Here is a 13,075-nt window from a genome sequence, read left to right as displayed (position 1 = left end):
CCACCAGGGGAATGGGTGACGCCGGGCCGGCTCGGTGGTGTTGCTTATGTGCCGAGGTTCACTTGCCGAGGAAGGCGTTGTGGACGGTGACCGTCGACCGGTTGTCCTGCTTGTCGGTGACTACGGCCTTCAGGGAGAGCGCCTTGCCCTTCTCAGGCGCGCGCACGGTGACCTTGCCCGCGACGACCGGGACGGACCGCCAGTTCTGGCCGTCGTGCGAGACCTGGACCCTCAGGGTCTTGAGGTTGGCTCCGGCCGCCGCGCCCTGTACGACGACGGGGAAGGTCTGGAGGACGCCCGCTGGAGCGGTGGAGTCCAGCGCGAGCTTCGGCTGGAAGCGGACCGTGGAGACGGGCAGTTCCGCCGGGGCGCCAGCGCTGCGGGCTGAGGTGAACGTCCACGAGGCGTCGATGCGCGTGCCGGTGTGGTTGTACTTCGGGTCGCGGTTGACCGTGGTCGCCACCGTGTACGTCGCGGACTCCGCCGGCAGCGTGAAGCTCTCCCGGTCGACGGCGCCGTCCTTCTGCGCATACAGCACACCGTTGCGGTGGACTGTGGTGGTCGCGCTGGTGTAGCGGGCGTTCCCGTAGTGGCCCGCTCCGTCGCTGACCATCGTGAACGCGCCGTAGATGTCGTCGTCGGAGCGGACGATCCCCTCGCCGGGCTCCATCCGGGGTCCGACCACACCGACGTTGACGTTCCTGGTGTACGTGTTCCCCGGCTTCAGTTGGGGCTCGGTGCCGAGGGAGTACACCACGTCGATGGGCCGGCCGCCGTCGGCGTCCGCCCCGCCCAGAACGAGCGCGGTGACGCTCCAGCCGATCCCGTCGTCTGTGCTCAGGTACAGCTTCTGGGTGCCCGGTGCCGGGTGGGCGGGGTAGAAGTCCACGAAGCCGCCCGCGTCCGGCAGTGAGCCCTCTGCCGAGAGAGCTCCGGCGACGCCGGGTGCGGACGCCCCGAAACCTACCTTGATCAGGGCGAGATCCTTGGCCGTGTAGACCTTCTCGTATCCGTTGGGCAGTTCCTTGACCGCGCCGCCCGCGAGGGTCTGGTAGATGCTCGTGCCCCGCTCCCAGCGGGCCGACCACTGCTGGGTGAGGGTGACGTCCGCTCCCACCGAGCCATGCCGTGACATGCGGACGTTGTCGAAGCTCCGCGCGTCGAAGCCCTGGGCGTACCCGGCCTCGGCCGTCGAGACCGTGTAGAACATCCCCACGCGCGTCTGCCGGGCGGCCTCGTCCGGCACCTTGACCGTCACCGGCCTGGTGGTCCGGGCGTCGAGGGTGACGGTGGTGGGTCCGGTCACCGTAAGCCGGGGGTTGTGGATCAGGTCGAGGCCCTTGCGCGGGTCGGCGGGGTCGACCTGCATGTCGGCCTGGAGGTTGTAGGTGCCGCGGGGCAGGCGGACCGTCGCGGAACCCGCGGACAGGTCCGGGAGGAACTGCTGTTCCGAGGCGAGGCCCTGGTAGCCGTACAGGTCTGCGCCCCAGACGGCGCCTGGCGCGTCGGGCCGTCCCACCGTCTCGAAGGTGACGTCGTAGGACTCGACCTCACGGTCCACCGTGGCCGGGGTGCGCACGTTCTGGCCCGCCCCGGACGCGACGACCGTGGCCGCGTACGAGCCGTCGATCGCACCGCCGATACGGGTGTCGGCCGTCAGGTCCACCGAGGCGATGCCGCCCGCCGGGACCGTGATCCGCTGCGCCCCGAGGGTGAAGAACCCGGCGGGCGCAGGCTGCCCGTCGCCGCCGGTGGGCGCCTCGAGCGACAGGTCGAGCGTCACATCGGCGGTGCCGCCATTGCGGTAGGTGACCTGTTTGGTGACCGGTGCGTCGTCGTCGTGGGGCCACTGCTGGCGGCCCAGGTGGAGCGGTCCGCCTTCGGAGAGGACCGTCTGGTCGATCGCCCGGTCGACGGATAGGCGGCCCGCGCCCTGCTCGAAGACCGATTGCGCGCCACCCTTGGCCGAGCCGGTCAGGGCCGCCTTGAGCTGCGCCCCCGTCCAGGTAGGGTTCTTCTGCTTGAGGATCGCCGCAGCGCCCGCGACGTGCGGGGTCGCCATCGACGTACCGTCCAGGCCAACGTAGCCCGGCGGGTTCTGGTCCGGGGTGCCGGTCGCGGCGGCGGCCGTGATCCCCACGCCGGGAGCGCTGATGTCGGGCTTGACCGCGTGGTCCTCCTTGCGGGGACCGTGCGCGGAGAAGGGGGCGAGCCGGTCGTCGTCGTCGACGGCACCGACGGTCAGGGCCGCTTCGGCGGTGCCCGGCGAGTTGACCGTGCCGGGGCGGGGATCCCAGAGGTTGCCCGCGGCGACGGCGAACAGGACGCCCTTCTCCGCGGAGACCTTGTTGATGTGGGCTTCCAGTGGGTCGATCCCGGGCCGGTCGGCGCTGCCGAGGCTCATGTTGATGATGTCGGCGCCCTGGGCCACGGCCCAGTCGATCCCGGCGATGGACTCGGAGTCGCTGCCGTAGCCGTAGTCGTCGAGGACCTTGGCGCTGAGCAGCCGCGCCCCGGGAGCCACGCCCTTGAAGCGGCTGTCCTTCGCTCCCGTACCGGCCGCGGTGGAGGCGACGTGCGTGCCGTGCCCGACGCGGTCCACGGTGTCCGCGGAGCGGCTGAAGTTGCGTGCCGCCGCGACCCGTCCGGCCAGGTCCGGGTGGGTGTCGTCGATACCGGTGTCCAGGACCGCGATCTTCACGCCGGTGCCGTCGAGCGAGCGGCTCCAGGCCGCGGGGGCTCCTATCTGACCGGTGGAGCGGTCGAGCGAAGCCTTCCGCACGCCGTCCAGCCAGACCTTCGCGATGCCGGAGGTCCTCGCCGCCGAGCCGTCGGCCTGGGGGCGGGTCAGGGCCTCCCATAGCGCCTCGGTGCTGTCGGTGGCGCTGGTGACGGCATCGGCGCCGAGAGAGGGCAAGGTCCGGTTGACGGTGGTGCCCTCGGAAGCCCGCACCTCGCTGCGGGCGGACTGGGCCGCCGCTCCCCGGTAGCCGACGATCACCTTGAGCCCGCCCCGGTAGGCCTTGCGGCTCTCCGGCTCGGCGAGTCCGGTGACGTCGAACAGCCGCTGGTCGAGCGTGCCGTCGGCGACAAGCCGCCGGGCGTCGCGCGGCATCACGTAGGTGCGGCCTTCGTGGACCTGGGTGAAGAAGGGGATGTCCTCCCGGCCCTTGGCCCGCTCGATGCCCGCGACCCGGCCCTTGGCGTCCACGAGGACTCGGTCGCCGGTGATCAGGACGACGGTGTGCACGTTCTTGCCCGGCCCGGCGTTCTTGCCGCCGGCCTGTGACGCTGTGGTGAGGCCGCCGTCCTGTGCCGACACCGGGCTGGTCAAACCCGCTGTCAGAGCCACGGCGGCAGCGGCGGCGACCGTGACCGCGTACGCCTTGTTTACTGGTGTGCGCAAAACTCCCCCTGCTCAGGAGCGAATCGGGCGGGCGGGGGCCTGGCCCGAACGGGGGCGTATTCAGACATGCGTACGCCCCGGATTCCTGAAGTATGTCGAGGGCGTTCCGGGGCACTCAATGATCGTTCTGTGACGGGACGTTGACCATATAAAGACGCGAAAGACGCGCCGGAAGGGGTGGGCGGGTTCCTTCTTCCGCCGCGAACAGCCGGATTGACAGCACATCTTGAGATCTTTCGGGCGCGGTGGCCGGCAGTGGACCGGCAGAGATGCCTTCGATGTCCTGCCCCCCTCGGCAATCCCTCAGCGGCCGAGAACTCCAGATCCTCCGCCTCCTGCCGGACGGCTCTACGTACCCCGCGATTACCCACCGTCTCCGCCGCGGCCTGCACGCCGAACAGGGCCTTCGTCGGCTGAAGCTCGACGGGCCGGCGCCTGGCGGGGTGAAGGCGATCACGAGAGTTCTTGGAGAAGTGCCGCGTAGGCGCGTGTGGTCGTCGCGGTGGGGCGGGGGAACGGCGATGCCTCTCGGCTGTCCCTGATGGTGCGTCAGGCGAGTTGCCGAGAGGTCAGCACGAGTCCTCAGGGCCTGTCGCCGCCTGGCGGGCCTCGGGCGCGGGGCCGAACTGCTGGCGCAGGAGGATCGTGAGCAAGCAGGCCGCCGCCGCGCTGCGCAAGCCCTTTACCCGGATGGCCGCCGCGTCAGCCCCGCTGCTGCGCTGCCCCGATCCGGCCGTCGTCACCGCCACCGAGGAGCTGATGAGCGCCGCCGGGAACTTGGAGGACACCTCGCTCCTGGAGGAGAAGCTCGCTGCGTTCGGCCGGGCCGTCCAGGCAGCCACCGCGCCCCGGCGACCTGGCGGGAACGCCGCCGCGCCTCCAGCACGGTGTTGCGGTGCTGCGCCATGACGTCCCCCGGGGCAGTGACGGGCGTGGGTGTGGGCGCGACGGTAGTCCTCAAGTGCCCCTGGCGAAGGTAAAACTGTCCGGTCGTCACCCGGAAACTGCCCGCTTTCTGTCCTGACCTCACCCCGTCCGGCGACGGATATCTGGACGTCATCAGAAGCGATCCGTCAGGAGCCGGTCATGCCGTACCCGGACCATCCCGTACCGCCGGCCGTCACCACGGTCGCTCTCTACGCGTCCGACCCCGACCCCGAGACGGTACGGGGGATGCTCGCGGCCGCGGCAGCCGTCGCGGCCGGCCACGGCTGGACGATCGCGGCCGGCGGGACGGTCGCTGACGACTGCCTGCTGACGCAGGCGCCGCAGTCCCGGCCGGGCTGGGACCGCCTGCGGGGCTTGGCGGAGCAGCGCCGGATCAGTGTCGTCATCGTCCCCGCGCTCGGGCACATCGGGTTCAGCTGGTCCCTATGGCAGGCCGAACAGCGCTTCCTGCCCCGCTACGGGGTGTCCGTGGCCTCCGTCGAGCCGATGCTCGACGCCGTCCTCGCGGGGGCCGGAGATGAGCCACGGAAGCGTCGTCCACGACCCCACCGGCCGGTGGGGAGCTGACCTCCCGATCGACCGCAAGCCCAACGCGAAGCTCGCCGCGAAGGTGCTCGAATGGGGGCAGGACGATGGCACGGACCCGCCTCGGGCCGACATCGAGCAGGCCGCCCTCCAGCTGTCCGGCCACGCCGAACTCACGGCGTGGCCGTTCCATGGCCACACGGCCCGGTCGGTCAGCAGGGCGGTGGCGCATCGGGTCTGCAATGCGGCCAGCCTGCGGACCACCGGGGCCGCGGTGGCTGCGATCTCTCGGTTTGGTGACAGTGGTGTGAGAGACGGTGGGTCTGGGTGTGTTGGTGCTGGTCAGGGCCGGTTGAGAGGTGTGGGGTCGCTGTCATGGTGGTGAGAGATCGGTGGGGGATCGCTGTCGTGGGTCTTTATCGCGGCAGGTGTGACGCTGTCTCAGTTTCGTGAGTTCTGATCCACTGGCCGGCGGGTGGTTGGTGTGATCGACGGGTGGAACGAGAAGAACAGGACGTGGCCTCGGAGGGCTCGGGTGACGGGTCGGCCGCTGTTTTGCCTGCGGTGTCGGTTCGGGCGTTGCGGGGCCCCGCGGTGCGCCGGCTCCTGGCTCTGCGTCGGGAGGGGAAGCTCACCACCCGGCATGTTCGGGTGGCGGCGGATGCTTTGGGTGTGCGGGAGCGGGCGGTGTGGCGGTGGCTGGCGGCCGCTGAGGAGGACGAGGCCGCGGCTGTGGCGCCGGGGGAGCGGGCCCCGTATCCGGGACGGTTCACGGTCACTGCGGAGGTTCGGGCTCTGCTCGGGCTATGGAAGGGGAACGTCGCCGCTGTCCATCGTGAGTTGACGGCTCGTGCGGTCAGGGGCGAGGGTGATCCGCCTCCGTCGGTTCCGACGCTGCACCGCGCGATCCGGCGTGATCTGACGCCGGGGGAGCGGGCCGGGCGTGCCGGCGGTGAGCGCGAGGCTCGCAGGCATGATGTGTTCTTGTCCCGGCCTCGGGGATGGCGGAACCAGGTCTGGGAGGCCGATCACGTCCAGGCCCCTGTGCTGGTCGATGTCGAGGGCACCGTCCGCAGGCCGTGGATCACCTGGTTCGTCGACTGCGCTTCGAACACGATCATGGGTGTCGCGGTCACACCGGGGCATCCGTCGAGGGAGTCCGTCCTGGCCGCGCTGCGCGCCGCGGTGGTGCGCGAGGAGCCGTTCGGGCCGCAGGGCGGCCTGCCGGAGAAGGTACGCGTGGATCGGGGCAAGGACTTTCTGTCGAGGACGGTGACTGCCGTTTTCAACGCCCTCGACGTCACCGTCGAGGACCTGCCCCCGTACACCCCGCACCTGAAGGGGACGGTGGAGGGGCTGAACCGGGCCGTGGAGTCGATGTTCCTTGCCGCGCTGCCCGGATACGCACGTCAGCCCCACCCGGGCCGGCGCCGGGCGTGGCCGAAGGACGAGGTGCTCCTGGGCTTCGAGGACTTCACCACCCGCCTGTTGGACTGGGTGGCCTGGTGGAACACCTCTCACCACCCCGATCCTTTGAAGGGCCGGGCCCCGCTGGAGGCATGGGAGGCGGATCCGACGCCACTGCGCGAGATCGGTGCGGACGAGTTGTGGACGTTCACCCTGGAGGACGACGGCCGCATCCGGGCGCTCTCCACCAAGGGGATCTCCTTCAGGAACCGCGACTACGTGGGTGCCTGGATGACGGGCCGCGCCGGTGAGAGGGTACGAGTACGGTTCATGCCCCACCACGATCACCGCATCGAGGTGTTCGACGCAGCCACCGGCCGCTACCTGGGCCCCGCCGAACTGGCGGACGCCGCCACACCGGAGCAGATCAGCGCGGTCCGTACAGCGCGGGCCGCCCGCACCCGCCGGCTGCGGCAGGACCTTGCCGCAGCGCAGCGTGAGCGCTACGCCGCAGCCACCCGGCCAGGGAAGCCCGAGCGGCTTGGTGCGGTGACCGGGGTGGAGGCCGACCGGGAACTGGCAGCGGCCGAGCAGTCGGATCTGTCGCGGCTGGCGTTGCCGGACCTGATCCCGCCGGCCGCGCCGCCGGCCGACTGGCGCACGCCACCTTCACTTGCCGCCCGCACCCGCCGCGCCCCTGCGGATGAGCCCGCTGCTGACGAGCAGCCCAGCTCAGGCACTGCTGGCGCTCCCAGCCCGGGCACTGCCGTTGACTCCGACACCACCGGCGAGGGAGAACCGCGGTGACCGCTCCCACCTACCAGTACGTCGATCTGCCCGACGCGTCCATCGTGACGACCCGCGCCCTGTTGACCGCGCGGGAGAACATCGCTGACACCGCCGCCGCGCGGGCGATGATGTGCATCCACGGCAACGCCGGGTTCGGGAAGACCCTCGCCGTCAACACGTGCCTGCGCGAACTCGGGGACTCCCGGGGTGAGGAGGTCTGCAAGGTCACCTTCCGTGCTCGTCCCACCGCCCGCGCCGTACGGTACGAGCTCTTCGACGCTCTCAGCCTCTCCGGCGAGCCACCCCGGGTCACCCCAGCGAGTTCGACCGCCTCCTGAAAACCGCGCTGGCCGAGCGGCCGCGCACGTTCCTGGTGGACGAGGCGCAGTGGCTCAACGGGGAGGCGTTCGAGTACTTCCGCTACCTGTGGGACGAACCTTCCACCCAGATCGCGATCGTCTTCGTCGGCGGCGCCGGCGCGCATACCGTGCTGCGCCGCGAGCCGATGCTCTCCTCCCGCTTCTTCATCTGGCAGCAGTTCACCCGCCTCACGCCCGCCGAGGTCCTCGAGGTCGTCCCGCTCTTCCACCCGGTCTGGGCCGACGCCGACCCGGCCGACATCACCTTTGCCGACGAGCAGGCAGCCCACGGCAACTTCCGTGCCTGGGCCCAGCTCACCGCCCACCTGCGCACCGCCCTGGAACGCACCGGCCGCCTCCGCCCGGACCGCGACCTGCTGCGCTGGGCGTTCAGCCGCCTCGCATGACCACACCCGCCACCTCCCGCCTGGCGGTCGTCTTCGACGCCACTGATGACGCCGCTCACACCCACAGTGCGCTGGCCGCCCACGACCCCACGGCAGGCCGGATCACTCTCCATCCGGGCCCGGGCACGACCACCGATACCGCTCTGGCCCATGACCTGCTGGCCGCGCTGGGTAAACCGCCGCAGCTCTCCGGCCGTTTCCCCGCGGGCCGTCAGCCGGTCTGGGAGGCCGCGACCGCTTGGATCCACGCCCTGCCCGTCGCCCGCCTGACGGTCCTGCGTGCCCACCGCCTGACCGACCGCCGCCTGCAGGCACTCCTCCAGCTGTGGAACAACACCGGTATCCACATGACGCTGGTCGTCCACCGCCCCCGCCTGACGGCCGCCCTGCACCGTGCTCTCGCCCCCATACCCCACACCCGCACCACTGCCATGGCCGAAGCCCGCGCCCTCTACTTCGACGGCCAACCACCCCAGACCGCCGCTGTACCCCGGGCCGCCGCCACACCGCAGGCCCGTGCCCCTGCCCCGTCCCGCACCGGCCCGCTGGATCACCCTCACTTCCCTGGACCGGCTCGTCTCCTACGACAGCCCCAGCCCGTGCACTGGCCCCTGCACACCCGGCCCCATCGACTGGAGACACCGGCCCGCGCCCGCGCCTCTGACTTCCACCCAGACGACGGAGGCAGCCCGACGGATCCACGCCGTGACCGCCCACCCGCAACTGTCCGCAGCCCTGGCAACCACCCTGTTCACCGGCGCCTCCTTCCAGCAACTGGCCACCGCCCGCCCCGACGACTTCCAGGACGCCCCCGCCACGCTCGCCCTCCACGACCGCACCCGCTTTACCGACGGCTGCGCCACCCACCCCGTCCCGCCCTGGGCCCAGGCGTTCCTGCGCGTGGCCGCCCGCTACGCCCACCTGACCGCCCCCCCCGCACCTGCTGGCCGGCCCGGAGCAGAGGCCCGCCGTGCTACGCCTGGCCGAAACAGCCCGGCTGCGCCCGCCCCAGCCGCCCATGGCCGTGCGTACCGGCAAGCGGGGCGCTGTGGTGTGGGACTGGCGGGAGACCCGGGAAGCACACGGGCACGGGCCGGCACCAACTGCCCGCTGACGGCACCGCCTGTACCCGTGGTCACAACAGGGCGAAGTCGATGAAGTCGATGTCTCCGAGAACCACCTGCAAGCCGTGCGCGCGCTCGCCACCGCCGCGGAAGTAGGCGTGCCCGAGCGCACGGGCAAGGATCAGCTGGTGCTGCTTCTCGCCGGCCCCCGCCTCCAGGGCGGTGAACATCTCCCGCGTCACCGCGCCGGGCAGGTGTGCCGTGATGAGCCGCAGACGGGGATCGTCCGAAGAACCCACGCCGGCCCGGAACCCGAACCGCGCCCGGGTATGGACGACCACACCGCGCTCCTCCGCCTGGGCACGTCTGCGGGCGCGGACCCGGGGCTGCCACCGTGCCCGCACGAGATCCGCGATCGTCTGCTCATGGCGGGCGCTGGGACGCCTGCTGGTTCCGGCCTTGCGCGTCACCCACCGCTGCACAGTCCGCTGGGACACGCCCAGGAGTGCAGCCACCCGCCGGGTAGAGCCCCGCTCCCAACGCAGCAGCGCCCGCAGCTGGTTCGCCGTGGTCGACGGAACCGGCTGCGTGCGCACAAGCTGCTCCAGCGCCGCGCCTATTTCTTCCATGCTCCAGACCCTTCGAAGCCGCACTTTCTGCTGGCTCAGGTCTCTCACGACCGGACGGTAGTTGCGGCCGTAATCGGTGTACCGGTGACGCGGGGCATCGCCACGCGGTAGAGACGTCCGGCCCTGCCACCTCCACCTGCCCGCACAACCACCGACGGCGCACCCCCTGACGCACTGTCCCTAGCGACCTTCCGCGCCATCGCCCCGGCCTGCGGAGGCAAGCAGTTGACCAGCGAGACAACGCCGTCACACAGTCGCGCCCCAGCCCATGCAGGCAGTCTCGGTGAACAGCCGCTGCTCATCGGCCTCGGTCATCAGCCCAACCTCCGCGTATCCCTTGATCCCATGAGTACGCAACATGCCTGGAAGGTGCAAAAGGTCGCAACTTCCCCTATTTATAGCGTCGGACGCCCGCCGGCCATCGCCACCACCGTCGCTTTCCAGCCGCTCTGCCGGAGCACAGGTTCCAGGACCGAACCGAACCCACCAGCCGGGCGTCTTCCGGTCGTACGCACGGCCACTCCCGCCCGACATCTCGGAGGTACGGTCTTGGCAGCCCCGCTTCTCCCCACCGACCCAAGGCAGTTGGGCGCGTACTACCTCGATGGGCGGCTCGGCGCGGGCGGCCAGGGCGTGGTGTACGAGGGGTATGGCGAGGACGGACGGCGCGTCGCCGTCAAGACCCTGAACGAGGCAGGCTTCGCCGACCGAGTGATGCTCCGCAAGGAGATGGAGGCCTGGCGTCGCGTGGCCCCCTTCTGCACGACCAAGGTGCTCCACCATGACCTCGACGGACCCGTGCCGTTCATCGTCAGCGAGTTCGTGGCCGGTCCGGATCTGCGGCGCGCCGTCGACGGCGGAGCCCCCTACGGTCCGGAAGAACTGCGCAGACTCGCCATCGGCGTGGCCACGGCGCTGGTGGCCATCCACCGGGCCGGCGTCGTGCACCGGGACCTCAAGCCCGACAACATCCTGCTCGGCTCCGACGGCCCCCGGGTCATCGACTTCGGCATCGCACGGATCGTCGAGGGCACGGCCACTTCCGGCACCCCCATGGGAACCCTGCGCTACATGCCGCCTGAGCGCTACCGCGGTGAGCACGGCGACACCAAAGTCGACGTATGGGGCTGGGGAGCCGTCCTGCTGTTCGCCGCCACGGGGCGCCACGCCTTCGACGCCGACAACGCGGCGGCACTCCCGTACCAGGTCGCGTCCTACGACCCCGACACCTCGGCGCTGGAAGAGCCGCTCCGTTCCCTCGTGACAGCCGCGCTGTCCAAGGACCCGGCCGACCGGCCCACCTCGGAACAGCTGCTGCTGGCCCTCGTGGGCCGCGCGGATCTCGCCGATGTCGTCCAGGGCGTCGCTCTGGACAACCGTGCCGGATCCGCAGAACCGTCCCGCGCGGAGATCGCGGAGGCCGTCTTCGCCGGCCTGGACGCCGGAGCGCAGGAGGCCGTCTCGTCCGTGCTGCTGCGCCTGATCGCGCCGGGTGAACGCGCCGAGGACACCCTGCGCACCGCCCGCCGGACTGAGTTCACCGACGGACTGACCCCGCAGACCGCACTGGACCGGGTCCTGCGGGCGTTCACCGAAGCTGGGGTGCTGGTCTGGGAGAGCGAGGAGGTCGGCCTCTGCAACGCCGCGCTGATCCGTTCCTGGCCCCGGCTGCGCGACTGGGTCGAGGTGGAACGCACCGGCCTGAGACTCCACCAGCGGCTGTCCGAGGCGCCCCGCGTATGGGCGCGACACGGCCGCAAGGGCGGCGACCTCCTGCAGGGCACAGCCCTGGAGCGGGCCCGGGACTGGGCCGCGACGGGACGCCGTCACCTCACCCTGAACCGCGTCGAACGGCACTTCCTGGAGGCGGCGATCGCACTGGCCCGCCGCCGTGGCCGACTGCGCGTGTGGATCAGCGCCGTCCTCGCGTTCCTCGTGGTCATCGCCGCCGGCGCCGTGGTCGTCGCCGTCGACCGGTGGCAGACCACTGTCGACCAGCGCGACCGCGCTGCCTCCGCCCAGGTGGCGGGCGCCGCCCTGGCCGTGCGCCAGACCGACCCACAACTCGCCCGCCGTCTCGCGGTGGCGTCGGCGCGGCTCGCCGGCACGCCCGAGTCGCAGTCGGCGCTCCTCGCGCTCCGTAACCAGTGGGAGGACGACGTGATCAGACTGTCCTCCTTCGGGGCGGCGGAATTCGACCTGAGTGGCAGCGGGCACTCACTCGTGGCCGCGGGCGGCACGCGAGTGGAGTTCTGGAACGTCGAGACGCGGAAGAGGACCGGGACGTACACCGCACCGGCCGGCGTCCACGCGGTGGACCTCTCGTACGACGGCAGCACGGCCGCTGTGAGCACCGACGACGGCTACACCCGCCTGGTCGACGCGGCCACAGCCCGGCTCCGTGATTCCCACGCCTATCGCACCGCCAGACAGACGAGCGGCTACTGGCCAGGAGTGGCGCTCAGCCCCCGGGGCACCTACCTGCTGATTACGACGGTCGAGCCGCCACGATCCACGCTCGACGTGTGGGACACCCGGACCACCCGAAGGACCAGGACCGTGAGCGGTGACGGTGCTTTCAACCTGATGAACGACGCGTCGTTCTCTCTCGACGAAGCGGTGCTCTCGCTCCCTCACAACCAGGAGCCGTTCACATGGTGGGACATGTCCACGAAGAAGAGGCTGCCTGTTCCCCTGCCCTTCGTCGGCCTCGAGGCCGACGAGATTCAGGGCCCTGTGGTGTTCAGCCCGGACGGCATTCACGCGGCTGTTCTGACCCAAAGCGGCGGAATCAGAGTGTTCGACAGGGTCAAGGGAGGGGTGGGGATCTCACTCAAGGGCGCGGAGAGGGATACGGATTGGCCCCTCGCTTTCAGTCGCGACGGCCGTTACCTCGTACAGGGCGCCGTCATCTGGGAAGTGACGACGTCCGGTTTCGGTGAGCCCGTCATGCGCTTTTCGACCACCCAGAGCGAGTGCCATCCCACGACGGCCCTACGTTTCACCTCCGGCCGGTCGAAACTTCGGTGCGTGGGAACCGATGGGGCGGTCCGGTCGCTCGATGTGACTGCCTTCACGCATCCCCCCAAACGTGCGGGCGATTTCTTCGGGTGGTCTGCTGTGAGCGCCGACCGTCGGACCCTCGCGCTTGTCAGCAGCGGAGGAATCCAGATCTGGAACCCTCTGTCGCACACGAAGAGGCTGACCCTGATGGACGACGACAGCGGATCGGCCAGTGCCGTGGAGAGGGTTCGACTGAGCCACGACGGGCGGGTGTTGGCGGCCTACAGCAATCGCGGCCTCGAGATCTGGGACATCCCGGGCGGCACTGCCAGGAAGAGGGGAACCCTGCGCAGCGTCGCGCCCGAATCCAAGACGCTGCGAAGCCTGGCGCCAAGCGTCGATTTCGCGGTCTCACCGGACGGCAAGTCCCTCGCCGTGCAGGTAGTGAACATCTTCCAAGCTGACGGGTGGTTGGATCGGCGTCCCCGGTGGCGGGCATGAAGAAAGCTCCTGGTAGACGGGTTCACGACCAAGATCA

At 70.6% G+C, this 13,075-nt stretch carries 7 protein-coding genes; 5 read left to right on the top strand and 2 right to left on the bottom strand.

The window, feature by feature from the left end:
* Positions 1-58: 58 nt before the first annotated feature.
* A complete protein-coding gene (locus ACWFR1_RS33865; RefSeq protein WP_453558052.1) occupies positions 59-3,406 on the bottom strand; it encodes a S8 family peptidase in 3,348 nt (1,115 codons plus the stop codon).
* A gap of 645 nt (positions 3,407-4,051) precedes the next feature.
* On the opposite strand from ACWFR1_RS33865, the gene ACWFR1_RS33860 reads away from it, so the two are divergent.
* The 4 genes from ACWFR1_RS33860 (at position 4,052) to ACWFR1_RS33845 (ending at position 7,841) form a co-directional block, all read left to right on the top strand.
* Positions 4,052-4,315, top strand: a complete 264-nt coding sequence (locus tag ACWFR1_RS33860; RefSeq protein ID WP_453558050.1) for a hypothetical protein — start codon at positions 4,052-4,054, stop codon at positions 4,313-4,315.
* A 177-nt stretch (positions 4,316-4,492) separates the two neighbouring features.
* On the top strand, positions 4,493-4,921 hold the full coding sequence (locus tag ACWFR1_RS33855) for a hypothetical protein (RefSeq protein WP_453558048.1): 429 nt from the start codon (positions 4,493-4,495) through the stop codon (positions 4,919-4,921).
* Positions 4,922-5,473: 552 nt separating this feature from the next.
* On the top strand, positions 5,474-7,093 hold the full coding sequence (locus ACWFR1_RS33850; RefSeq protein WP_453558046.1) for a transposase: 1,620 nt from the start codon (positions 5,474-5,476) through the stop codon (positions 7,091-7,093).
* Positions 7,094-7,292: 199 nt separating this feature from the next.
* Positions 7,293-7,841: an ATP-binding protein gene (locus ACWFR1_RS33845; RefSeq protein ID WP_453558097.1), complete on the top strand. Its 549-nt coding sequence runs from the start codon at positions 7,293-7,295 to the stop codon at positions 7,839-7,841.
* Positions 7,842-8,976: 1,135 nt separating this feature from the next.
* Here ACWFR1_RS33845 and tpg read toward each other — a convergent pair.
* On the bottom strand, positions 8,977-9,582 hold the full coding sequence (gene tpg / locus ACWFR1_RS33840; protein WP_453558044.1) for a telomere-protecting terminal protein Tpg: 606 nt from the start codon (positions 9,580-9,582) through the stop codon (positions 8,977-8,979).
* A 297-nt stretch (positions 9,583-9,879) separates the two neighbouring features.
* On the opposite strand from tpg, the gene ACWFR1_RS33835 reads away from it, so the two are divergent.
* Complete coding sequence (locus tag ACWFR1_RS33835; protein WP_453558043.1) at positions 9,880-13,038, top strand: WD40 repeat domain-containing serine/threonine protein kinase; 3,159 nt, start codon at positions 9,880-9,882, stop codon at positions 13,036-13,038.
* The last annotated feature ends 37 nt before the right edge of the window (positions 13,039-13,075 follow it).

The organism is Streptomyces sp. NPDC055103, assembly GCF_053607625.1.
Note: the sequence above shows the minus strand (reverse complement) of the source record. Positions and strands in the feature narration are given on the sequence as shown.